Here is a 25,888-nt window from a genome sequence, read left to right as displayed (position 1 = left end):
AGACAATCCCTTTCTATGCTTGATTTTCTGCGGCGTGGTTGTAAGCCACGATAATTTTCTGGACAAGGGAATGCCGTACAACATCTTGCTCGGCAAAATAGACAAATCCAATCTCGTTAACTTCGTTCAAGATCGTATTCGCTTCCACAAGCCCGGATTTCTTACCACGCGGTAAATCAATCTGTGTCACGTCTCCGGTGATGACCATTTTGGAGCCAAAACCAAGACGGGTCAGAAACATCTTCATCTGTTCCGGCGTTGTGTTCTGTGCTTCATCGAGAATGATGAAGGAGTCATCCAGCGTACGCCCCCGCATGTAGGCGAGTGGCGCAATTTCGATTAACCCACGCTCCAGTGCCTTAGCGGTCTGTTCCTGTCCCATAACGTCATATAGGGCATCGTACAGCGGTCTCAGATACGGGTCTACCTTCTCTTGAAGATCACCTGGCAAAAACCCAAGACTCTCTCCTGCTTCAACAGCAGGCCGTGTGAGCACAATGCGTTTGACGCTGCCTTCTTTAATTGCGGCAACAGCCAGTACAACAGCAAGGTAGGTTTTACCCGTACCGGCAGGACCAATGCCAAATACAATATCACGTTTTTTAATTGTAGTTACATAGTGCTTCTGTCCAATGGTTTTAACACGGATTGGTTTACCTCGGTATGTCGTTGTAATCTCGCCCTTGAACAGATCCAATAGCTGGTCTGCCCGCATATCCTTGGCAAGTTCAATCGCATACTTCACATCTCTCTCGGTTAACACATATCCATTGCGTATCAATTGCAGTAACACATCAAATAATTGTTCAAGCGATTCCACCTGCTGTGCATTGCCAAAAATCACAATCTCCGCTTCACGGGATGCAATCTGGGCGGGAATCTCGGATTCAATCAGTTTAAGAAAAGTATCTTGGGGTCCAAAAAGAGATTGGCCCTCTCCCGCACTCTGGAGGGAGATTTGTATGCTGCGTGTTTGCTCTGACAAATATCCTCATTCTCCTTGACTATGGACTAGCGGAAGTTCTTCCGCAATGCTTTCTTCTACTTCAAATAAGACTTTCATATAAACTTTACCATTCTCTTTCTTCTCATGCAAAATTTTTTCACTTATAATTTTTGTTCCTTTGCCGTTTTTGGCGATAATATCGTTCCTTGCTCCTTCCAATCCTTTTGTTCTGGCCCATTCTATCGTCTGTTGTTGCTCATGCTCTCGGGTCTCCAGATCTTTCTCTGTCAGCCAACCCATGGGAAGTGTAAAGGATCGCCACGTCAATGGTTTATGATTACTCTCGGTATCAAATGAACTGAACGGTGTACTTCCGTACCCCCACAGTTGGATCGCCCAATTTCCCAGCACCATGTAAAAACGTTCTTTGCTCTCACCTGTCATTGTATTATGTTTTTGCACCAGCGGAACCTCTACCTGATACTCACGCCATACCAGGCCACGAACTTCACCTTTGGCAACGATGGTTTTGGTGTTCTCCTCATCCCCGAGAATTCCCGAGATCAATACCTGACCCTTTTTGACACGCATGTCCTTCTGAACAACAGGGCGTCCCTGCTCCGCATAGATTTGAGTGACCACAGCATCTGACTTACTGATCAAATGTCTGGGATTCAGCAATGGTTCGCGCTTTGGTTGCGCCGATTCTACGACCTGAATGGTAATGGTTGTCCCCTCTTTGCTCACGCCAATCCAGGTTACATCCGGCAGAGCGAGTGCAAGCTGCCTGGAGAGCTTGTCTTGGCTTTGCAGACGGAACCCCCATTGCAAAGGATATATCCCCTCTTTCTTCGCTGCTGCAAGCACCTCGTCGGTGGGAATGGTGACGTTACCCTTGACCTCCACACTCCATACCATGGACGACAACGCAAACAAAGCTGCCACAAAAAACAGCATCCCCCCAAGAAAGAACTTCCTCCGCAATAATCGGGCCGCAAAAAAAGGGAAACCGCTGCGATGGGTTACTTTCACCCTGCAGCCTGTCCGTTTCAACACAGGACGCAACCTGAAAAAATGCGGCAGCAGAATGTTCATCTCTGCCACGCGTCCATCGTGAGCACGCAGGTTCCAAACTTCCAGTCCCTGCTCTGCCACCGTGTTGATCAATGTTTCAATGTCTCCCCCAGTGACCGTGATTCGGACTGCTCCCCGCAGTTTGTACAGACTGGGCTGCTTCATCCGTTCCCCTCCACTCCATTCATATGAATATCCAGAATCGTTCCTTCAACAGCTACTTCATCCGGCAAAATGTTACGTATCACCAAGGCAGTTCCTTTGATCTCCAACTGGCCTTGGGAAAGAGCCAGCACGATGCGATCCGGGGTGAAATGGATGACACCGCGATGATTCTCTATATACAGTTGCTTACTGCCGATCAGGGTTAACCGTGGCATATCATAAAGCACATCCTGCGGCAGATCCAACACTTCACTGGTCCATCTGCGCAGCTTGCGGCTGATCCGGGTCATTCGAAGGTCTTCCCCCTTCCTCTACAGTTCAACTTATGCGCAGATTCATGAATTTATGAAAATTCCGGGGCGTGTTAGGGACGAATGTTGAGAAAAAAGGATCGCACACAGAAAAAGCCGTCTCCGGCGGCTTTATGCTCACCAGAGACGGCTTTATTTCCGTCCAATAAATTGACTTCTTTACAGTTTTCCTCTTGTACCAAACGGTTGCTTGGAACGAGGAGAACCCAGTACTTCTGCCCACAGGACACCTGTGCGAATATCAGCAGGACGAAGCGGAGACGCTCCCGATTCATCGATGCTGGTCTCATCCCAACTGGAATCAGACACAACTGGCCGATTCGCAGAAGAGATGCGATTCAAGCGTTCTTCAATCAAGCGCTGCTGTTCTTCCATGCCTCTCATCTGTTCCTCAAGTGAATTTTCCATGGCACTCATCGTGCCCTCACTTCTGTAGTCAGTTGCAGGGCGAGAAGAAGCAGCAGGCTCTGAATACGGCTCATCATACTGATTCTCATATTGCACGTCATCATACCGATCGTCATACTGTTCATCATAGCGGGGGTCTGCAGGTCCGGAAGACTGCTGCTGCGGAGATGAGTTGTCTCTTGAGCGTTCATCCCGGCCTGAATCACCGCTGCCTCCAAACGTAGGCATCCCGTTGGCAGGACGCTTTTTGTTCGGATCAGCCGATTTGGCAGCTTTCCCCAAGAAGGAGAAGAGTGCAAAACCGATGACGGCCACAATATACAGATTATCAAAAATCCATTCAAATAGGCCCATATGCACTCACCGCCTATCTTCCGTTTTTGGAATCACCCTGATCGTTGGAATTCGAACCTTCACCAGGTTTTCCCAATGTGTTACGCATTTGAGTATCCGCTTCAATATTCTTCAGGTTCATATAATCCATGACACCAATCTTACCACTACGCAGAGCTTCAGACATTGCCAAAGGTACTTGGGATTCGGATTCAACAACGCGTGCTCTCATTTCCACTACGCGTGCTTTCATCTCTTGCTCTTGGGCTACGGCCATTGCGCGACGCTCTTCCGCTTTCGCTTGTGCGATACGTTTGTCAGCTTCTGCTTGCTCTGTTTGCAAGAAGGCACCAATGTTTTTACCTACATCAACGTCCGCAATATCAATGGACAGGATTTCAAAAGCAGTACCTGCATCCAGACCTTTGGACAATACGGTACGGGAGATCAGGTCCGGGTTTTCCAGGACGTCTTTGTGAGAATTGGAGGAACCGTTTGTACTTACGATACCTTCACCAACACGGGCGATGATCGTTTCTTCACCAGCACCACCGACGAGACGGTCAATATTGGCACGAACCGTAACCCGCGCTCTAACTTTAACTTCAATACCATCTTTGGCTACCGCAGAGACAATCGGTGTTTCGATAACACGTGGGTTAACGCTCATTTGTACGGCTTGTAATACGTCACGACCTGCGAGGTCAATGGCAGCAGCACGTTCAAATTCGAGTGGAATGTTGGCACGTTGTGCAGCAATCAGAGCGTTTACAACACGGTCAACGTTACCACCGGCCAAGAAGTGACTTTCCAATTGGTTCATTGAGAGTTTAAGACCGGCTTTGGTTGCTTTAATCATTGGATTAACGATACGGCTAGGCGTTACACGTCTCAGTCTCATCGCTACCAGTGTAATAATACTTACACGTACGCCGGATGCAATCGCTGAAACCCAGAGCATAACCGGGAAAAAGCTGAAGAATACGCTCAATACGATAATACCTACTACCGCAATGAGCAAAATCGTAATCATAGATGTGTCCATTGTTTAATTTCCTCCATTTGCAATTTGAATTTGATAAAAATGTTTGAGAAGACACTCATGAGTCCGCTGCTAAATGAAAGAATGCACCACCTCGCTGGCAGCTTCAGCACGTGGTTATGTACATTGCCGAAGCGTTAATGCGCTTCGACAACAGAGCGAGTTACACCGGCAAAGCTTGCTGAACCACAATCCGGGTACCTTCCGCTTTAATCACAATAATCGGAGTATCGATGGGAATAAAATCTCCGTCGGTCACAACGTCAATTCGTTCCCCTTCAAACATCGCTGTTCCAGAAGGACGAAGTGGTGTCAGACTGATTCCTTGCAGACCAACCAGCTCTTTGCGTTCTGTGGCTGATGAATAACCCCGATCCGCAGACATGCTGTCACTCAATATGAACCGATTCCATATCCCTCGATCCTTAAAGATAATTGAGATGATCGCAATGACTACCAGTGCTGCTCCAAAAGCGATACCCAGAGATACAAATGCATCACTCGTATCATAAGCAGCCCTTACAACACCGGCCACAAGCGCAATTGATCCCAAAATCCCCAGAATACCAAAGCTCGGAATAAACATCTCCAGAATCATCATGATGAGTCCGACGGTAAATAGCACCCATGTCTCTGCTCCGGCAAATCCCGCAATGTAATTACCCGAGAAATACAACACGAAACACACGATACCTACAATACCAGGAACTCCAAAACCAGGAACAATCAATTCAATGATCACACCCGCGATTCCGAGGAACAATAATACAGTCATGACAACCGGATTGGTAAGAAAAGAGGAGATATTCTCCGCTGTCGTTCGTTCTACCTTAAATACGTCATCCTGACTGTAACCTGCCCAAGCTGCCGCTTCTTCCGGTGTGTTGCTGATGTGGTCGGCATAACCAACTTTCAGCGCTTCTTCAGCCGAGAGAGCAATAATTTCACCTTTTTGCTTGGTTTTATTAATCTCTGGCATTTCAACAACGATGTTAACATCCGTCATTCCAGCTGCAATCTTGCCATCACGACCACTGATTTCTGCCGCTCCCTGCATTTTGCTTTTCCAGAATGCAACAAGCTTTGGATCATCAACATGTTTACCCGTACTGTCCACCATTGCTGCCGCACCAATCATACTGCCTGGTGACATTACGATCTTATCTGCATTCAGAGCCAGAAAACTCCCGGCTGAAGCAGCATCTCCACGAACAAATGCAACAGTCTCAATCGGACTGTCCTTGATCAGGGTACCCAATGCTTCTGCAGTGTCGACACGGCCTCCCGGCGTATTGATATCAAGAACGATCAGGCCAGCATTCATCTCTTCTGCTTGTTTGAACCCGCGTTCCATAAACTTGCCAAGTCCCTGCTCGATTGGTTTATCAACCGGAATAATATATACGGCGCCACTCTTCTCAGCTGCATGCGCTGACGGTGATCCAATCCAGACAGGAAGCAACAGCGTCAGCAGCATTAAGAGCATCAATGGCCCCGTAAGCTTCTTCCGGCGCTTTCCCTTCACAATAGTCCCCCCTTTTCCATTAATGTTATACTGTCCAGCTTATGGTATTTATTACGTGCAATGCAACATTTCGTTTCAAAATCTTAAAATTATATTTGAAATCTCGATCAATTGCAAGAATAAAAATCCATAATAATATATATTAACCATTAAAAAGAAATTTCATCATCCCAAGGATATCATCCCTTCTGGTAAATGGAAAAAACACCTCCTGACAAGTCAGGAGGTGTTTATTGATTTGCTTTATTGCAGAAATTGTTGAACTGCTTGATTTACCAGTTTGCCGTCCGCTTTGCCTTTAACTTTCGGCATAAGGGCCGCCATGACTTTCCCCATCTCGGCTTTCGAAGAAGCACCGGTTTCCTGGATGGTCTGCTGTACAATAACTTTAATTTCTTCTTCGGTAAGCTGTGTGGGAAGGTACTGGATGAGTACTTCAATTTCCGCTTTTGCATTTGCCGCGAGATCTTCACGGCCCGCTTTGTCAAATTCTTGGAGGGCATCTTTGCGCTGTTTGATTTCACGACTCAGGATATCAAGCACTTCGTTGTCATCCAAATCTCTTTTCAAATCTATTTCAAGATTCTTGATCGTCGAACGAATCAACCGAATGTTGGAGAGTCTGAACTTGTCCTTACTCTTCATCGCTTGCTTCATATCTTCGTTCAATCGTTCGCTAAGATTCATGTAGTTAAAATCCTCCTAAAACTTTCTCTTACGAGCAGCCTCGGACTTTTTCTTGCGCTTTACGCTTGGCTTCTCATAATGCTTACGTTTCTTCACCTCAGCCAATACGCCATCTTTAGCGATGGAGCGTTTAAAACGACGAAGTGCAGCATCAATAGTCTCGTTTTTGCGAACTTTAGTTTCAGACACCAGTTTTCCCTCCCTCCGACCAGACCGTCCAAGAGCAATAACACGGTTCATCATCTTACATTATAGGCGAAAGATAATAAAGGTGTCAACCTCAATGTAATGATCACTTATTTGAATCCATTTTATAACTCAAAGGTATTATGAAATGGATTCATTATATAAGCATTTGGTCACACATTCATGGATTTAATGCATATGACTAAATCCTCAATAGTAGTACCCATCAGCTCGTTTATTTGTGAGAATCGGACAGACTTGTCAACACGCCAAGTCTGGTACCACCCAACAAGTGGTAATGCAGATGATGAACGGTTTGTTCTCCATCCTTACCACAATTGTTGATTAATCGATATCCTGTTTCCTCCACGCCAAGACGCTTCGCCGCTTCTTGAGCAGCCAGATGAATCTCGCCGATCAATGGCAGATCTTCTGCAGTAACTTCATTCATGGAAGCAATATGTTTCTTCGGAATGACAAGAACATGTGTCGGTGCAGCGGGCTGGATGTCATGAAAAACGATAACATGGTCATTCTCCAGTACTTTATTGGAGGGAATGCTGCCCTCTACAATTTTGCAAAATAAGCAATCCATAGTTCATACCCTCCTTTGTATTCCAGTGTATGTATTCCCCTCTATCATACTAAAAGTAAAAACCCACGTCCAATCTCTAGACACACAACCAGGTATTCTAGGTCAACTCTCCATCTATCATCGAGCCGAACACTATACAACATTGGATGTATACCAAGCCATTTTATCGAAATATGGTTTTATCACGCACTTTTCCCAATTAAACAAATATGTATGGTTAATGACACACAAAAGGAGATTGGTTAATTTGACCGTTTATCAACATGTACAGGAACTTATAGGTAATACACCTTTGCTTGAATTAACTCGTTATCCATTACCGGAAGGAATCCGCCTGTTCGCCAAACTGGAATTCATGAATCCTGGAGGAAGCGTGAAAGACCGAATCGGCAAGTTTTTATTGGAAAAGGCCTTGGCACGAGGAGATGTTAAGCCAGGTGGAACGGTGATCGAAGCTACCGCAGGCAACACAGGAATTGGTCTTGCAATGGCGGCTGTAGGCCTTAATTTAAAGGTCATTTTCACAGTACCTCAGAAGTTCAGCGTTGAGAAGCAGCAGTTGATGAAAGCCCTTGGGGCTACGGTCGTCAACACACCCACATCCGAAGGAATCACTGGTGCCATACGCAAGGCGGAATCGCTGGCGAAAGAAATACCTGGTTCGTATATTCCAGGTCAGTTCTCCAATACGGATAACCCACTCGCACATTATGAACATCTGGGCCCTGAGATTTGGCGTGATCTGAACGGGCAGGTGGATGTATATGTCGCCGGAGCCGGGTCTGGCGGAACTTTCATGGGAGTGTCTCGCTATTTGAAGGAGCAAAACCCCTTAATTAAAACATGTATCGTAGAACCCGAAGGTTCGATTCTCGCAGGAGGTCCATCGGGACCACATCGCACAGAAGGAATAGGGGTCGAAACGTTATCTTCTTTTATGGATGTGAGTTACTTTGATGCCATTCATACGATCTCAGATGAAGATGCCTTTGAGCGGGTCAAGGATCTAGCCTTGTTGGAAGGCTTACTGGTAGGAAGTTCCTCAGGTGCAGCTATGCAAGCCGCATTAAACGAAGCGGTTCACGCAGCTACCGGAAGTAACATCGTCGTTATTTTCCCGGATAGCAGCGAACGGTATTTAAGCCAAAATATCTATAATGGAGGTCAATGAAATGAGACCAAAAACCAAGCTGATTCATGCAGGTATTGTTGGTGATCCACACACTGGAGCAGTGAGTGTACCGATCTATCAAGTAAGCACGTATGAGCAGGAATCGGTTGGCGTACACAAAGGATACGAGTATTCACGTACAGGCAACCCTACCCGTCATGCGTTGGAAGAAGTCATTAAAGAGCTGGAGGATGGCGTTCGAGGTTTTGCTTTTAGTTCGGGCATGGCTGCAATTCACGCTGTACTGTCTCTGTTGAAAACTGGAGATCACGTCATTCTGACGGATGACGTATACGGCGGGACTTACCGCATTTTCACCAAGGTTCTAAATCGTCTGGGGATCGAGTCTACCTTTGTAGATACCACCTCACTACAAGCAATGGAGCAGGCTTTGCAATCCAATACAAAGGCCATTTATGTAGAAACACCTACCAATCCGTTACTCAAGGTCACCGATATTGCTGCTGTAGCGAAGTGGTCGAAACAACATGAATTGCTGTTCATCGTGGATAACACGTTTAGTACGCCTTATTGGCAGACCCCGCTGGCTCTGGGGGCAGATATTGTACTGCATTCTGCAACAAAATATATCGGTGGTCATAGTGATGTCGTGGCAGGACTTGCGGTTGTTAACAGCGAGCAACTTGGAGAAGATCTGCATTTTATCCAAAATGCAATCGGCGCAGTCCTGGGACCCATGGATTCCTGGTTGTTAATGCGAGGTCTTAAAACATTGGGATTGCGGATGGAAGCACAGGAACGCAATACAGAGCAGCTTGTGACATTTTTGAATCAGCATCCAACAGTGAGCAAAGTTTATTATCCCGGGTTGCCCGACCATCCACAGCACAAGCTCGCTTCCACGCAAGCGAGAGGATATGGCGGTATGGTTTCCTTTGATGTAGGCAGTGCTGAAAAAGTAGATGAAATATTAAGCAAAGTTCGTTATTTCACATTGGCTGAAAGTCTGGGAGCGGTGGAAAGTTTAATCTCTGTACCTGCCCGAATGACGCATGCCTCCATTCCTTATGAGCGTCGGCAAGAATTGGGCATCACGGATGGATTGATTCGGATCTCCGTTGGGATCGAGGATGTTGAGGATTTACTTGAGGATTTGAAATCCGCATTAGGTTAAGGGCATTTTGAAGTCCGTGCTGGCTGATACTCGTGAATGGGTGGTCGAAGATTTACTAAGGAACACAGGAAGTCTTATTTGATGTTCAGGCCCTCATTGGAAATTATTAGGAACAACAGGCACGTTATTTCCCAAAATAACCTCAAAAAATGCTGAAAACGGCTCTTTATACGGTTATAACGTGTCTCAGATTCCTTAAAATTTTGGCGGGCGCTTCAAAACCTTGAATAAGATGCCTCAGATTCGTCAGCGCTCGCACACCATGCTCCGCTCCTCCAACCGTGGGCAAGAGAACAGCAGCGATTCCACCCCGAAGCGTAGATTTTCATCGGGATAAAGAATTAAAGCTTTATGTCTTGATCGTTTGCTCGCACTTAGGAACGTTCTCACATATTCAGGATGTGGTATGCCTCTGCTGCGACACGTTTAGACCTGCTTCTGCTTTCAGCAAGGTTTGAATACACGCTATATACTATCCGTTCATCCTCAACCTTACACTAATTAGGTTCAAAAAAAGGTCATGCCTTACAGAAGTTCGCTTCTGCACAGGCATGACCTTTTTGGATGTTCGTATGTTGCCAGTTGTATTGCAATGACTGTTGCGATACATCAGGCTGAGACTCTGTATGTGATAAGACCTCTCTGTTTCATGCTGTACGGTACCATGAATGAAACATCCATCCTCAGCTAGTTATTTTTCGAGGATTTTCATAGGATGCCCATAGGGTACATAAGAATGTGTCACTTGCAGTTATGACTGTTTTTTCTAATTTCAATAGTACGGTAAAAGAGTTAACGCTGTAAGCGCAAATAACGGGAGCACCAGTCGGTTAAAACGTCTACGGCCATAACCATAATACGGATAAGGAGTAGGGTACCCGTATCCTGGGTAAAATCCGCGAGTATGACCTATCGGATAGTTTGCTCCAGGCATTGCATTTGGAGCCCAGTTCGCATGATTCACCATGGCTTCTGGTCCAACGGGAACAGCCAGGTAGATCATTTCGTCATCCACATTTTCCATAATACCATCGTAGTGCATACCGTCATTCATCTGTACACATACATAACGGTGCATGTGTTCCTTGCATATTTTCTTCGCTTCCACTTTTTCCACTTGCCAACGCCTCCCTGATTCTGCTCTTGATCACCTTTTCATGGTATTCAGAACTGGGCGAATTGACACTACTGACGAGAAAACACAAAAAAGAAGCACCCCGTGAGCGGCTTCCTTGGAAGTCTGCTGCGCGGACATCTATTCAGGAAACGTCCTGATCAGATGTCCGCCGGGGTACTTAAAAAAGTTTGTCGGCTTAACTGTAGTATAACAGCGGGATGAACCTGTATCTGTGATGTAACTCACTCCGCTATGTTATAAAAGCAAGAAAAGAAATATTTTTACAAAAATGATATTCCGTAATAGTGCGTGTTTAAAAAGGGCTGTTTTCAATACCAAAAAGACGGGATAAAGCTAGAAATGGAGTAGCGGAGCATAGATAGAGCTACGTGAGCAACCGCAATGTTTCCGAAGAAAAAACCTCCGTAAGCCCCTACTTATTTCAGCTGAATTCCATATTCGATGTTGATGATGCCGCCAGGCACCATTCGTAATCAAAAGCGGACTTTTTGAACAACCTCTAATATTCATTTTGCTTGGACTATTAGAGGCGCTTCTATGATCTATATTGCTTACACATTGCCCTCTACAGGGTCTCCAAGACCACACGTGAGCCGTTTCCGGCCTCACCCGCCGGAATCACAACAAGTTTGCGCGGCAAGCGTGCACGCAGTTCAGGCACGTGACTGATTACACCAACAGCCAATCGGTCGTCATGCAATTTTTCCAGAGACGTAATGACGGTATCCAACAGTTCAGGGTCAAGAGTACCAAACCCTTCATCCAGGAAGAAAAATTGAAGTGGGTACTGACCTCGCAGCTGAATCTGGGCCGACAGTGCCAAGGCCAGTGACAACGAAGTCAAAAATGTCTCGCCACCTGACAACGTTGATACCGGTCGTTTGACTCCCCCGTTGGCATCATCACAGATTACAAAACCACCACCGGAATCCACCTCCAGTGAATAACGCTGTTTGGTCAGAAAGCGCAGACGCTGAGATGCCGCATGGCTAACCTGCATCAGTTGTTCTTCGGCAATATACTCAACAAAAGCATTGCCTCTGAACGCGGATTGCAGTTTGCTGAGCAGTTCGCCTTGACGGCTTACCTCCACCCGCTTGTTCTCAAGTTCGGTCCAGCGAACATGTCGCTGCTCCACATCCTCCAGATCACGTTCTGCACGTGCTTTAGCACGAAGGGCAGCCTCGTCCTCAATTCGGACCTGCTGCAAACGTTCGGTGCAGGCTAACCACTGTTCCTCCGATACGACAGCTCCAGCCAGCTTTTGTTCCAATTCACGCAACTGGGATGCCAGTTCACGCTCACGTTCACGGTGCTGCTGGATCTCCCCTGCCAGTCGCTCTGCTTCCTGGGATGGAATCGCCGCGGATACAACAGCATCATCCGAGTCAAACGGGGATTGTTCCAGCAATTGCTTCCACCGTTCCTGTGCCTGCTGCAGATGTTCTGTGGCCGAGGCGGCTGCCTGCTGAGCCATAACGTCTTTCTTGGCTGATTCCTGCTTCAGCGTGTCCGCTTCTTTGAAGCGTTGTGCCAAGTCTGTAGCTGCTTTCCGCAGTCCATCCAGACGAGCCTGAGCCGCAGCAATCAGATCCTCTACCCGCTGCTCCCCTACCCACTGGCGTAAACGTTCTTCCTTCTCGGCCAGCTGTTTGCTATTGCCCTGCCACTCCGTTTGCCACTGAATCAGTTGTTTATCCAATTCAACCAGCTTCTGCTGGAGAGATTGGATGATCTGGTCTTTTTCCTCAAGGAACGTCACGCTTTTGTTCAGACGTTCCTTGATGTCTTCGGCGCGCGCATCGCGCTCCTGCATCGCCTGATAGAGGGCCTTGGCCTCCTCCTGAGCGATGCCCGGCAGTTCCGCGGCCCAGCGGCTCTGCAAGGCAGCCGCTGTGGCCTCGCTCTCGGCCAGCTTGCGCTCCGCCTGGACGAGCCCGGCACGGCCGGCCTCTTGCGCAGCTGCCGCTTCCATGCGGCGCTGCTGCGCGCCCACAGCCGCCTGCTGCAACGCGGCGGCTTCGGCCTGGAGCGGCGCTGCTGCGGCAGCCAGCGCCTGCGCGGCTTCGCGCAGCGCAGCGGCACGCGATGCCCAGCCTGCCGGGGAGCGCCCGTGTTCGGGCGACCCGGCGGGCTCGGGCTCCGCTGCCGCAGGCGCGGCCTCGGCTGCGGCCGGAGCTTCGCCGGCCGCAGCGCCAAGCTGCGTCAGCAGGCTGCGACGTTCGTGCAGCTGCTGGCGCAGCCCAAAGCGCAGCTCCTGCAGCTCTGCGTGCAGGCTGCGCAGCAGTTCCAGGTCCGCATCGCCTGCGTGCGGACCTTCTCCCGGCGGCGCAGCCGGGAGCGGGTGATGCGGCGAGCCGCACACCGGGCATGGCTCGCCGTCACGCAGCTCGGCGCGCAATGCGGAGGACAGCCGGTGCAGCTCCTGCTCACGCATTGTGCCACGCAGCTGTTCCTCCGCAAGAGCCAGCAGGCTCTGTTCGCGGCTAATGTCCTGCTCACAGGCAAGCAAGGCCTCAAGACCTGCTGACGCCTGTTCTACCAGATGCTGACGCTGATCACTCAGGCGTCTTTCCTCCTCAGCCGCCGCCTTCAGCTTGTCGGCTCCTTGTTCCGCCGACTGCTTATAGGCTTGCATGTCAGCCTTGTATTGATGTAATTGCTCCGCAGCAGTATCCACACGATGCTTCAGTTCAAGCGCAGCCTGAAGTTGCCTGCGTTCCTCTGACTTCACCTCATTTGGCTTGAGGCTCTCCTGTAGTTCCTCACGCCGTTTGCGCCCGCGCAGCTGCAGCTCCTTTTCTTTCTCAAGTTGCTGTCCCAGCGCAGTCTGCTCGCCCTGCCCCTGTTCCAGAAACTGAGCAAGGCGCGAGCAATCGGCTTGAAGCCCGTCGCGTTCCCGTTGCAGCTCTTTCGCTTGTTCGAGCTGCTCAAGGCGCAGCAACAGTTTCGGTTCTTCCTCCGCCATTTGCTTGCGTGCCGTCTCGGCCTTCTCCGCTTCCTGAACAGCCATACGCTCATGTTCCAGTGCTTGCTGATGAGCTGTCTCGGCGGTATCCTGCCGCTGCTTCTGTGAAGCCATAGCATCTCGAACCGTCTGCAACGCAGGAAGTATTGCATCTGCCGCAACGGATTGTTTCAGCCGTTGTTCGCCTGCCTCTATCTGTGGTTCCAGTGCTTTCAGCTTCTGCTGTTCATCCGTCCGGGCCTGCCGTTCGTTACTTAACTCACGAATTTTGCCCAGTTGTTCAGCTTCCTTCGCAGCTTCATCCAGCGCTTTGCGGGACAATTCAGACTGCTGAACAGCGGCTTGAAGAAGACGTTTCGTTTCTTCCAGCGTCTCCTTGCTGGCATTGCCCAGTCCCTGTTGCTCCGCAGCAAGAGATTGGTGAACCATATCATTATCCTTGACCCGCCGACTTAATTTGATAGCCAACTGGTCCCCATACTTCTCCAGATGGAATAATCGTTGCAACATCTGGCGACGTTCACTGCCTTTGAGTGACAAAAACTCGGCAAACTTTCCTTGCGGAAGCACCACTGCCCGTGTAAAATCATCCATCTTCAAACCGATCACATCTTCAACACAACGATTCACATCTGCCAATTTGTCGGCAAGTACATGTTCTTCGCCATTAACCGTCTCTATGAATTTGCTGATCGTGTTACTCACCGACACTTCATTATTTCGTTTGAAACGTCGCTCTACCCGGAACCTTCGAGTGCCTTCCGCCGACATCAGTTCAAATGTAAAAGCAACCGACAACGAATCCTCTGCATGATTCATAATGCCTTGCGTCCCGTTCACCGCGCGTTCCACTTTTCCGTACATGGCGAGTGTGATGGCATCGAGCAAGGAAGATTTACCACTACCCGTTGGACCGAATATACCGAATAGCCCCGTCTCCGTCAGCACGGTAAAATCAATTTCCTGCATCTCCCGATAACTTTGCAGTCCGGCAACTTTTAATAGAATAGGCTTCATCTTTCCTCGACCTCCTCACGCACACCCGGCTCATCTTCATCGACAAGTTCCAGGAAAAGCTGTACCAGGCTGTCTTCCGGTTGTGCGCCACCGGTCTGACGCTGATAGAATTTACGGAACAGTTCATGTACAGGTAGCTCGGATCGTTGCTCCAAAAGTCCTGCTGCAGCCATCTCGGGATACACCGGGCGAATATGGATGATACCTTCATGTGATTTTCGCAGCTGCTGAATCTCCTTCAGAGACATCGCCTCGTCCAGCCACACTTCCATGTCAATAAAAGCCTGCGGATCACGTCCCTCATCCAGCCAGCGATATACTTCTGCCAGACCACCACGCGCCTGCCAACGCACAAGCGGACGCCCGGACGTTAACAAAACTTCCTCTACTTGTGCTGCTCCACCCGGTGCCAGATCAACCATCGTGACAGACTTGCTCTGCCCCGCTTCGGAGAAGCTGTAGGCTAGGGGAGAACCGCTATATCGAATCACACCGTCTCCTTTGACAGCCTGTGCGCGATGAAGATGCCCAAGTGCCGTGTATTGCGCACCAGTCGATAAAGATGAAGGGTCCACCGTGTAGGCCCCACCGATCTGAATCGGACGTTCCGAATCACTCTCAAGTCCGCCGAGCACATAGATATGACTCATGGCCAAGTTAACGGTATCCGGGCGAAAAGAAGCTGCCAGACGCTGCATTAACATGCCCACACGGTGACTGTATGCCTGACGAAGCACATTTTCGTCCCCATCTGTTGTCAGCAGTTCATTCAATCTGGCTTCAGAAGGATACGGTAATGCGGCAATCTGTGCAATTTCTCCGGTTCGCTTTGCATGGATGGTCACCGCTTCTGAAGTAGGCATCCCTACGAGTGTGATGCCCTGTCTGTTCACAAGTGGAGTTACAGAAGCTACACGTTCTGGCTGATCATGATTTCCTGCAATCACCACAAGAGGTCTTCCATGCTCCGTCAGACGCGCTGCCGCTTCATAAAAAAGCTGTTCCGCCGCTGCGGGAGGATTCACCGAATCATACACATCTCCGGCCATCAATATAGCATCCGCCTGCTGCTCATCAGCCACCCTGACGAGTTCATCAACGAAATCTTCCTGTTCACGCAGTCGGCTTCGTCCTTCCAACGTTTTTCCCAAATGCCAGTCCCCTGTATGCAAAATACGCATCGTCCGTTCCACCCCTCTCCCATATGAAATCCATGGTTTTAAATTCCGATCCAGTTCTTTTACAATTTCACTGCATGTCCACCATCAAAAAAGTACAGCCATTTCCGGTCAACTTTCCGTCCCAATATATCTTCAATGGCCCGTCCATACAGATCCAGCTGGAAGCGATATTTTTTAGTGAGTTCATCCAAACCACCACGATGCTCCAACACCCGATCCGTCTTGTAATCAAGCAAGACAAGCTCGCCGTCCACCTCATAGAGACAATCGATAATCCCCTGTACAAGCACGGTTTCATTTTCAATCGTTGCCTGCATTTTGCTATCTTCTTTTAGCATCTGTGTATCTGAGTCCGCCGCCCGTTCATGTATCCATTCCACAGGAGACTGATGTGCCGGAAGTCCATACACAAACGGAATCTCCCGTTTCACCCACGTTGCACGCAATAATTCTTTTCCTGGTTCTGTATTGAAGAATCCGGCCAGTTCTTCAGGTTCGATTGCCGCAGCATGATGGGGCAGCAAAATCTGAAGCTTAATCAACCGCTCAATCGTCTGTTCAATAAGCTGTGAATCAACAGATGATCCATCTATAGGAAGATGCTGCATCAACGTATGATACACGTTCCCCCGTTCTGCCCCTGTCAGCTGCGTTGCCTCCATGAATTTGGGACGACGCAGGTGCAGTTTGAAAGACGTACCCGCAGATCCCGCATCCGGAAGGTTCACCGTACGGTTTGAATCTGACCCTAACCCAGCCTCATGCTTGATAGAATCACTGGATGCATCACGATGAGCATGGCTTGTTTCATCCTTGATGTTATTGATTCCTGAGGTGTTATAATCCAATAATTTCTCGGACTTCTCCCCCAGTTCCTCCATCACCTCTACGGACTGGATGTCCTGCATCGCAAGTAACGTTTTCAACTCCGTGACAGATGTACTGGCTGCCACTTGAGTTGCAGCTTCATAGGGATATGTCCACGAAAGCCGTTGATCAACTTCGCGAATCAGGCGTGTCTCTTCTTCATGAAGAGCTACTGTGTGTGTACCTGCATCTTCAATGTTTTGGTTAGCCGTGACTTGTGCACTCTTCGTCAGCTCTTCTACTGTTGAGGATGGAACCAACTTCACAGGCTGAACCGCTTGTAGTGCAGCAATTCGTTCTTTCCGTACCTCAGTCATCACGTCTTCTTCTCCGAGTGTCTGATCCACTACATGATCACGGGATACCTGATCGGCGGAAATAATAGAAATCGCCCAGCGTGATTGATCATCTGCAAGACAGGCTGAGAACGAATCATTGCTTCCAGCAAGTTCACGAAGAACAGCCGCATCTGGATGTCTCATCAGGGATGGTCCAATCCAGTCCAGGTAACTCCGTCCAGCAGCCAGCAAATAGTCTGGCAATGCCAATTCAGGGCTATCTTTGACCTGAGACCACGCCAGCGCTTTTTTCGCGGCATCTTTTACAGTACCCAGCAGAATCATTTTCTCTTTGGGACGGGTCAACGCAACATACAGCACACGCATCTCTTCAGCAAGCAGTTCAAATTGCGCACGACGACGAATCGCCAGATTGGCTAATGTAGGATAGGCAACCCGGTTCTCACGATCCACAAACCTCGGGCCAAATCCCAGTTCCTTATGCATTAGAAACGGTGCGTTCAAGTCCTGCTGATTAAACATCTTGGATATGCCACCGACAAAAACAATTGGAAACTCCAAACCTTTACTCCGGTGAATCGTCATGATCCGTACGGCGTTGTCCTGCTCGCCAGAACTACTTGCTACAGTCCCGAGGTCTCCCCCGTTTTCCCGCAGTCTGGAAACATAGGTCAGGAAACGGAACAAGCCGCGATTCGCAGTTGTTTCCTCATATTGTCGTGCGCGATCGTACAATGCCTTAAGATTACTTTGACGTTGCAGTCCTCCTGGAAGACCACCAACCCAGTCCAAATACCCGGTTTCCCGATACATACGCCAGATCAGTTCACTTAAACTGCCTTGTCTTGCCTCAAGTCTCCACTGCTCCAATTGACGCATAAAGCGAATTAACTTTTGCTGTAACTCCGAGCCTGAGATCTCCGTTATGCTCAAATCCTCACTTGCATGTCCCGCAACACCAGCATCTTGCATTCCATCTGTATGCAATGTAGGCACATCGGATTCATAGACACCATCCAGGATCTCTGCCTCGACTGAAGCTGCTGTCTCCCGCTGTCCCAGTTCCATCTCTGACCAGGCTTCCGGCCACTGTAACTGGACGATATTGGTATCAGGATGATTATCCTGCCGGGATTGTTGTACAGCATTAGTGGAGGAATCGCTCCACTCTCCAGCAGCCGATATAACCGCATCATAAAATGACTGTCTTTTGTCACCAAGCCGAATCTGTGCCAGTTCCTCTTCATCCAGTCCGACAATCGGGGAACGAAGCACGGAAGCAAGCGGAATATCCTGCCTTGGATTATCAACAAGCTGAAGCAGAGACATCATGATTTCCACTTCTGTAGCCTGAAAATAACCCTTGCTCTGTTCTCCTCCAGCAGGAATTCCCTGCTGTCTGAATTCCTCAATCATGAGCGGAGCCCACATCAAGGTCGAACGCAGCAAGATGACCATGTCACCGTAACGTGCCGGGCGCATCGTTTGCAGGGCTTTGTCATATACATGGAGGGCAGGTTTGTCCGTATCCCCAACCATCTCACGAATACGCCTTGCGATCGCCCTTGCTTCCAACTGGGCTGTTTCAAGTTCGGCACTCTCCAGTTCTGCGGAGACCGATACATCCCCATTCTCATCCGTGCTCTCTGTCAGATCAGGACCACCACCCTGACGATCGATCAGCATGAGTTCAGGTGTATACGCCTCATCACCAAGTGTTTCTGACGGGAACGTAGCCCCATATGCCAGCTGAGCTCGTTCATCGTAAGCAATCTCTGCTACACCTTCGTTCATGAGTTGCCGGAATATCATATTGACCGAATGCACGACTTCCGCACGACTGCGGAAATTCCGCGCAAGATCAATACGTTGACCTGTACGACTCAGATGATCTCCCACCATTCCGTCCTCACGTGTGCTCGCTCCATATTGGCGATACTTGTTCATAAACAGACCCGGCTCGGCCAACCGGAAACGATAGATACTCTGTTTGACATCACCGACCATGAATCGGTTACCCGGGTTTTCTCTGGAGATCAGCTTGACGATATCTTCTTGAACCGTATTGGTGTCCTGATATTCATCAAGCAACACTTCATCGAATCGCGAACGGTACTCCATAGCCGCATCGGAAGGCATCGACAGTTCAGGCGTTGAATCCTCATGTCGTAAAATGTGAAGACAGTAATGCTCCAGATCACTGAAGTCAACTTGCCCACGTTCCTGTTTGGCCTGTCGATAACGTTCTCCAAATGTACTAACCAACCTTGACAACTCCTGCATGAGTGGTGCCGCCTGCTCCAGCTCCTGCCAGAACGCAAACGCAGTTCTTCCGAACAATGAACCTTTCAGGTCGGTAACTGCCTTTTTCGCAGCCTCCCGAAGTTCCTTCACCTGATCCTGTAAAGCCGGGTCCGTCTGATCTTTTTTGCAGGGTTTCAGTTTGCCAAAAGCAGCGGGTTGAAACACTTCAGGCAACCTCTCCCATGGCATAATCTCAACCGCAGACAACAGTTCTTCTACCATCACCAGGTCTTCTTTTAACGTATCTGCATAAGGTGTCGGACCTTCAGGTTGCATGGAAATATGGATGCCTTGACGAAGCAGTCCTGCTGCACCACTTAAAGCAAGAGCCGCATCACGCAAAATACTCTGAACCCATGCTGAATGTCCAAGTGCCTCCACACTTTCCACCTGAAAAGCAGATGCCATCTCTGAGAGCCAATGATCCGGCCAGGAATGACTGCGGGAGAAATCATACAAACGTTGCACCAGTCGATGCATCGCATCATCGTTTCGTTCTCCACTGAACCAGTCCACTAATTCACGGAATGTACTCCCTTCATCTTCTTCGCCATACTTTTCCTCAAATAGTTCTTCAAGCAGTTCCTGCCGCATGATTTCCGCTTCATTTTCATTCAAGATACGAAAAGCCGGGTTCAACGGAATTTGCTGATAATAACGGCGAATGACTTCCATACAGAATGAATGCAGCGTTGTAATAGATGCCCGTCCAAGCAGCGACAGCTGCTTACGCAAATGCTCTTCTCCAGGCTGTTCTTCCAGCGCACGTTCCAACGCTTCCCGAATCCGTTGTTTCATCTCGGCGGCGGCCGCTTTGGTAAACGTAGCTACAAGCAAACGATCCACACTGTATCCTTGGGAGGGATCTGCGATCTTGCGAATAATTCGTTCAACCAGCACGGCTGTCTTTCCTGATCCCGCCGCTGCGGCAACCAGAATGTCTTCTCCGCTTTCCGAGATGGCACTCCACTGGTCATCACTCCAAAAGCTTCCTTCCGGTTTTGGCATATTCGTCATGATGTTTCCCCTCCCTTGGTGTGAGATAACATATCCCAGATTTGCTGTTTGCCCGGTTTGGACAACAGGTTGTATTCATTTCCTTCTATATTCTCATCAAACTGACAAACAGGCTTATATGGACAGAACGTGCACGCCACTTCCTGCTGAATACGATAAGGCTCAATGGCCACATCTCCATCCGTAATCCGGGTACCAATCTCACGGATATTACTGCGGACTGAAGCAAGCAGCGTATCCCATTGCTCTGGCGTAGCTACAGCGGCGCTGCTATAAAAGCTTCCGTCCGCCTTAAGAGCAACTGGAATAATAGCTGAATACCCCTTATCCAGGGTGTTGTCCATTTGAGCAATTGCGTCCCGATCCGCCAGCAGCAAACCTTTCATTTTGAACCGTTTCAGCAGTTCTTGTCCTGCCTGCTCTGATGTCATGCCGTTTGCGGATTGCAACAGCGGGTTATGCACATGGAAATACAACGTTCCTCCCGGCATCGCCGTTTCCCCAAGCCATTCTTCGGCAGCACTAAGCAGCACCTCCAGATAGGTGAGCATTTGCAATGACAGACCATAGTACACTTCATGTAACTTGAGGTCCGTCTGGCTTGATTTATAGTCAATGACACGCAGGAGCAGACCATTCTCTCCTTCTGCGACATCTACTCGGTCAATCCGACCCACGATCTCCATCACACAGCCGTTCTCCAGTTCAAAACGTAGTGGCGGCAGTGTTTTATCCGGTCCAAAATCAAGCTCCAATCCAATCGGTTCAAAACTTCCGCGTCTGGACTGTTCACCAAGAATAACGGATGCGCGGCTAACAATGTCCTTCAATTTGCGGAAAATATAACCGTATCGCTTGGTGCTTAGCAAAATCTCCCCTTGCAGCTGTGGTGCAATCTGCTCCACAGTTTGCTCGGCTTCCTGACGGCATTGGTCTGGAGTCAAACTGCCCCAACTACGATTTTCTTCACGCAACCGCATAGCCAGCTGGCTTAGTGCAGCATGAAACAGCTGTCCAATATCAGGAGCCTGAAGGCGGTACAATTGCCGTTCTTTGAGGCGCAGCCCATGCGAAGCAAAATGAGAGAACGGACAGGCTACGAACCGTTCCATTCGCGAGACACTTGTCCTCACCTCTGTACCATACAATCTGCGACTGGTAGCTGTACGTAGTGGTAATGCCCGATTACGATAAAAGATCGATCCCATCAACCGCTCCAGTTGAGGTCTGCTTGTCTCCCGAGAGACATGCCAATTGTAGACCGCCCACCACATTTCAGGGATGTCTTCTCCACGGCGCCATTTGCGCAATTGTCCAATGAGCGTAGACAGACTCTGACCTGGATGGGTGACATAGGACCAATGCGCTTCTTCCGAGTTCGCAACCGGTGGTTGAGCGAGCAACGGCTGTTCTTGTAGACCAAACATTTTCCGTACATGGCGGACAATCTCGGAAGGAAGAAGTGCTTTCCCCTCATCATCAGCAACCGGGTAACTCAGCCACAACTGGCTGCTTGCCGCTGTAAGTGCCGTATAGATCAGAAAACGTTCATCCAGCATCTGCCTTGTTGCACCTGGTCCAAGTGCCACGCCTCTTTCCGTCAGTAACGATCTCTCCAGTTCTGTTAATACGCCATCATCCTGAGGTACGGCAGGTAATTCACCATCAACGGCGCCCAGGATAAATACGTATTTGATGTCCTGAAGTCGTGTACGGTCCATAGAACCAACCAATACCTGATCAAGTGCTGGTGGTACCAGACCCAGCTTCAGTTCCGTCAATCCGGTCTCAATCATCCCGACAAACAGCGTGATATCCAGCCGTTCATTCCCCATCATATCGACCATCTGATCCAATAAATCCAGCACAGCTCCCCACATCTGCCGATGTTCTCTCGACCGTTCGGGGTCACCTTGTGCCTTAGCTTCAGCAGACATATTCTCCAGCTTCCATGCGATCTCAGCATCTTCCAGCAGTCTGTATAGTGCCTCACACTGGGCTTTGGCTGTCTTTGCCTTTTTCATTCGCTTCTCAAAAACACCCAAGGAATCTGTAATGACCGTTCGGCAGCTCTCCATTAAAGAAAGCATTTGGTCCCGTCCTCGACTACGGCCATCCTGACCGTTGTCTTCCAGCGAAAGACTTGGTACATACTTCCACGGTTTGCCGTCAGTCCAGCGATACCCATGAATACCACAAGCCAGTACATAATTCTCAAGCTGGTCCATATCTTCACGGGTGATGGAACCATCACGCGGAAGCAACAGATCCGTTTTCACACAGCGAAATACATCCTCGTAACGCCAGTGGCGCCGAACAATATCAAGTGCGGAACGGATAAACTCAGATAATGGATGATGAAGTTCATTTCTTCTACGGTCCAGAAAGACGGGTACGCCATAATCCCTAAATAACGGTTCAGCTATATCAGCGTAGGTATCCAACTGACGAACAAGTACCGCCATGTCCCGATAACGCGCACCTTCGTTTTGCGCCAGACGCCGCATCTCACGCAGTGCTCCCTCCATCTCAGCTCGTCGGTTCTCTGCTGCAACCAGTCGGATTCCGGAATCAAGGCCTTCACTTTTCCAACGAATTCGGCGGTCGAAACCAGCCTCCAGATGAGCAAGTCCCGGACGATCCTTGTATCTCGGTGGAATCTCCGAATCTAGCACGGTTATATCGCTCGGTACACCCAGTTCTTCAGCCATTCCTTTGAGACGCGCGTAGGCACTTGCCGTAGGATAAAACAGTTCCAGTTCTCCAGGCAGTGCGCCGTGATCATAAGGACGATCCAATGTCAGTGCAATGGTCACGGAAGAGGACTGCAACATCAGCCGACCGATCACACTCATCTCCTGTGGTGTGAATCCCTGAAAACCATCAATCCATATCTGGGCATCCTGCAGCAATGCACTTTCCGACAAACGATCTGTCAGCTCGGTCAACGTGTCTTCATCATCAATATATAAATTGGTCAATTCCTGTTCATAGTCACGATATATCAGATTCAAGTCATGCAACTTGTCCTCCAGAATTGGCGAAGTGGATGAGGTATTCCCTCCAAACATCCCTTCTTCCAGCAATGATGGATCAACTTCATAACGTTTAAATTCACTATATAAGTCATTTAATTCGCCTATAAAACCCAGCTGGCTGCCGGATGCACCAAACAGCTTCAATTCTTCCTTACGGCGCTGGATGACTTTATAGAGCAGCATCTTTTTGCCTTCGGCTCCGATCGGAATACGAGCAGAACCACCTGCTTCTTGCATTACACGATAGGCTAAACGGCGAAAGCCGAGCACTTCTGCACGCATGGTACCTTTAATTGCTCCAGAAGACACCAATGCCTGCTCTGTTCGAAAAGAACTCTGTTCGGGAACGAGCAAAATCAAAGGTGTGCCTTGCGGTTCTTGTTGAAGCAGGGATGTAATTTCCCGGGTAATCAGCGAGCTTTTGCCGCTGCCTGCCCGGCCAATAACAAAACGAACGGACATGTCTAATCCTCCAAACCACACGTACAAGATTTTAATTCCCAGTATAACATATCTGACTTGGTTCGGAACATACGTTTGCCACTATTCGGTAAAACCGGAGATCATCTCCGTTAACACAGCAAAACAGCAAAAAGCCCGCAGCTATCACACTGTGGACTTTTGACTCGATCTATACTTGATTGGAACGGAAATCATACAATTAATTCTTTTTACTGCGCACTTCGAAAATAGCAAATTTCAGGTAATGTCCTTCATCCACGCCCAAAATTTGCGGGTGGTCCTTACCGGCTGCCTTCCAGTCGATCAGACGAAGCACTTTGCCTGCATCTTCCGCTGCATCGGCAATCGTATCCAGGAAGAGGTCTGGACGCATGTGATACGAACAGCTCGCTGTTACCAAATATCCGCCCTCATTAACCAGTTTCATTCCTTGCAGGTTGATATCCTTATATCCACGGCATGCACCTTTGACTGCTGATTTCGTTTTGGCAAATGCAGGAGGATCGAGGATGACCACATCAAATGTTTTACCGCCAGCTGCCAGCGCTTTGGATGTATCCACTTTCTGTTCGCCTGCACGTGCACGTGCAGTACGTTCATCCAGTCCTTTCACTTGTTCACGCAAGTACTGGAATGCGTCAGCAACTACAAATTCGACCCGGTCGGTGAAACCGTTCAGCTCCACATTTGTTCGTGCACTCTCAATGGCATGCTCCGAAATATCAAGACAAGTCACTTTTTTGGCTCCATACTTGCAAGCATTCAACGTAAAGCTGCCCGTGTGTGAGAAACACTCCAGTACAGTAGCACCGTCCCAATAAGGGAATGTAACTACCTTACCGCTTTTATTCACAGGCAAGAGTTGCTCTGTGCCATCCTGCTCGGTCGTTTGAAGTGTAATTCCACTCTTGTAGCCCCAACCTTTCATGAGCGGTTCGATGGCTGCACGATTCTCACGTTGGTCGAAGAAGTAACCTGTTTTCTGTCCTTCCACGATATCCACTTTAATGAGAAGTCCATTCTCTGTAACGGTGACATGTCGTGGGCACTCTCCGTACAGCGGACCTTTGGTCTGCTCCAAACCTTCGAGTTCACGAATTGAGACATCACTGCGCTCATATATGCCTTCCGGCTGCATTACTTCAATGAGTGCCTGTACAATCGCTTCACGGCAACGATCCATGCCAAGTGTAAGCAACTGTACAACGAGGATGCTGCCGAATCGATCAACGATCAATCCTGGCAGAAAATCAGCTTCTCCGTAAACGAGACGGTATGCCTCTCCATCCTGGATAAAACGTTCCCGATGACGCAAGCAATCACGGAAACGTGCTGCAAAAAACGCGGTGTCCATCTGTTCGGACTCCAGCGGTTGATAAGCTACAACTCTTACTGTGATTTGAGATGCAGGATTGTAATAACCTGTCGCCAGATAGCGACCTTGATGATTCAATACATTGACCAGATCTCCCGGTTCCGGGTTTCCGTCAACAGAGGCAATTTCATTGTTAAATATCCATGGATGGGCATGTTCAAGTCGCTTTTTGCGACTGCGTTCGAGTGTAACTGATGGCAAGGTAGATCCACTTCTTTCATAGTTAGTTGAAAAGATAGGTTTGGTACAAAGGAGACGCTACGGCGACGAATTGTTCCTCTGATCGCTGTTATCCCCAGATTTTTTTGATTCCCTTTCTTAAAGGGAAAATCCGGGGATAAAGGCGAGCGCTTCGCTTCTTCGGTAACAATTTCGTCTTCTTCGCTGCGTTTGCACGAATCACCGTATCTTTCGAATTGGGGTGCAGTAACTAGGTGGCGTTCCGGGTTCGAATTGATCTTTCGATCGCTGTTGTCTCCAGATTTTTTTTGATTCCCTTTCTTAAAAGGGAAAATCCGGGGACAAAGGCGCACTCTTCGCTTCTTCGGTAACAATTTCGTCTTCTTCGCTGCGTTTGCACGAATCACTGTATCTTTCTAATTGGGGTGCAGCAACTAGGTGGCGTTCCGGGTTCGAATCGATCT

General features: G+C 48.9%; 17 protein-coding genes. 2 read left to right on the top strand and 15 right to left on the bottom strand.

All coding sequences use genetic code 11. The features are described 5' to 3' along the window. Positions 1–13: 13 nt before the first annotated feature. From MKX68_RS20330 to MKX68_RS20290, 9 genes are all read right to left on the bottom strand, one after another. On the bottom strand, positions 14–985 hold the full coding sequence (locus MKX68_RS20330) for a PhoH family protein (protein WP_017687243.1): 972 nt from the start codon (positions 983–985) through the stop codon (positions 14–16). 6 nt (positions 986–991) lie between these two features. Then, on the bottom strand, positions 992–2,185 hold the full coding sequence (gene yqfD / locus MKX68_RS20325; protein WP_282320716.1) for a sporulation protein YqfD: 1,194 nt from the start codon (positions 2,183–2,185) through the stop codon (positions 992–994). After that, positions 2,182–2,475 (bottom strand): sporulation protein YqfC, encoded by a 294-nt coding sequence (gene yqfC, locus MKX68_RS20320; RefSeq protein ID WP_017687241.1) that lies wholly within the window; start codon positions 2,473–2,475, stop codon positions 2,182–2,184. Before yqfC ends, yqfD begins: the two co-directional genes overlap by 4 nt. A gap of 180 nt (positions 2,476–2,655) precedes the next feature. Then, positions 2,656–3,258: a hypothetical protein gene (locus tag MKX68_RS20315; protein WP_340913925.1), complete on the bottom strand. Its 603-nt coding sequence runs from the start codon at positions 3,256–3,258 to the stop codon at positions 2,656–2,658. 13 nt (positions 3,259–3,271) lie between these two features. Beyond that, entirely contained in the window at positions 3,272–4,282 is a 1,011-nt protein-coding gene (gene floA, locus MKX68_RS20310) for a flotillin-like protein FloA (protein ID WP_076332307.1), read from the bottom strand. Positions 4,283–4,442: 160 nt separating this feature from the next. Further along, positions 4,443–5,765: an NfeD family protein gene (locus MKX68_RS20305; protein WP_051447387.1), complete on the bottom strand. Its 1,323-nt coding sequence runs from the start codon at positions 5,763–5,765 to the stop codon at positions 4,443–4,445. Between the two features lie 282 nt (positions 5,766–6,047). Continuing rightward, positions 6,048–6,491 carry a GatB/YqeY domain-containing protein gene (locus tag MKX68_RS20300; protein WP_017687237.1) on the bottom strand — a complete coding sequence of 148 codons (444 nt, stop codon included), beginning with the start codon at positions 6,489–6,491 and terminating at the stop codon, positions 6,048–6,050. A gap of 15 nt (positions 6,492–6,506) precedes the next feature. After that, positions 6,507–6,680: a 30S ribosomal protein S21 gene (rpsU, locus tag MKX68_RS20295; protein WP_005547957.1), complete on the bottom strand. Its 174-nt coding sequence runs from the start codon at positions 6,678–6,680 to the stop codon at positions 6,507–6,509. Positions 6,681–6,912: 232 nt separating this feature from the next. Continuing rightward, positions 6,913–7,272, bottom strand: a complete 360-nt coding sequence (locus MKX68_RS20290) for a histidine triad nucleotide-binding protein (RefSeq protein ID WP_024628477.1) — start codon at positions 7,270–7,272, stop codon at positions 6,913–6,915. Between the two features lie 247 nt (positions 7,273–7,519). On the opposite strand from MKX68_RS20290, the gene MKX68_RS20285 reads away from it, so the two are divergent. Beyond that, positions 7,520–8,443 carry a PLP-dependent cysteine synthase family protein gene (locus MKX68_RS20285; RefSeq protein ID WP_340913922.1) on the top strand — a complete coding sequence of 308 codons (924 nt, stop codon included), beginning with the start codon at positions 7,520–7,522 and terminating at the stop codon, positions 8,441–8,443. Position 8,444: 1 nt separating this feature from the next. Then, positions 8,445–9,578, top strand: a complete 1,134-nt coding sequence (locus MKX68_RS20280; RefSeq protein ID WP_340913920.1) for a bifunctional cystathionine gamma-lyase/homocysteine desulfhydrase — start codon at positions 8,445–8,447, stop codon at positions 9,576–9,578. A gap of 772 nt (positions 9,579–10,350) precedes the next feature. On the opposite strand, the gene MKX68_RS20275 is transcribed toward MKX68_RS20280, so the two are convergent. The 6 genes from MKX68_RS20275 to MKX68_RS20250 all read right to left on the bottom strand — a co-directional run bounded on the left by MKX68_RS20275 (position 10,351) and on the right by MKX68_RS20250 (position 25,445). Then, a complete protein-coding gene (locus MKX68_RS20275) occupies positions 10,351–10,695 on the bottom strand; it encodes a hypothetical protein (RefSeq protein WP_036674796.1) in 345 nt (114 codons plus the stop codon). 586 nt (positions 10,696–11,281) lie between these two features. After that, complete coding sequence (locus MKX68_RS20270) at positions 11,282–14,701, bottom strand: SMC family ATPase (protein ID WP_340913918.1); 3,420 nt, start codon at positions 14,699–14,701, stop codon at positions 11,282–11,284. After that, positions 14,698–15,882, bottom strand: a complete 1,185-nt coding sequence (locus MKX68_RS20265) for an exonuclease SbcCD subunit D (protein WP_036615059.1) — start codon at positions 15,880–15,882, stop codon at positions 14,698–14,700. The genes MKX68_RS20270 and MKX68_RS20265 overlap by 4 nt, the downstream gene beginning before the upstream one ends. Positions 15,883–15,941: 59 nt before the next feature. Continuing rightward, positions 15,942–20,369, bottom strand: coding sequence for a helicase-exonuclease AddAB subunit AddA (addA, locus tag MKX68_RS20260; RefSeq protein ID WP_340913915.1), 4,428 nt, complete (start codon positions 20,367–20,369; stop codon positions 15,942–15,944). Then, complete coding sequence (gene addB, locus MKX68_RS20255; RefSeq protein WP_340913914.1) at positions 20,366–23,869, bottom strand: helicase-exonuclease AddAB subunit AddB; 3,504 nt, start codon at positions 23,867–23,869, stop codon at positions 20,366–20,368. The genes addA and addB overlap by 4 nt, the downstream gene beginning before the upstream one ends. Before the next feature lie 199 nt (positions 23,870–24,068). Beyond that, positions 24,069–25,445 (bottom strand): class I SAM-dependent rRNA methyltransferase, encoded by a 1,377-nt coding sequence (locus tag MKX68_RS20250; RefSeq protein ID WP_047843789.1) that lies wholly within the window; start codon positions 25,443–25,445, stop codon positions 24,069–24,071. Positions 25,446–25,888: the final 443 nt, after the last annotated feature.

The sequence above is a fragment of the Paenibacillus sp. FSL M8-0212 genome (assembly GCF_038004645.1).
GTDB lineage: Bacteria > Bacillota > Bacilli > Paenibacillales > Paenibacillaceae > Paenibacillus.
Note: the sequence above shows the minus strand (reverse complement) of the source record. Positions and strands in the feature narration are given on the sequence as shown.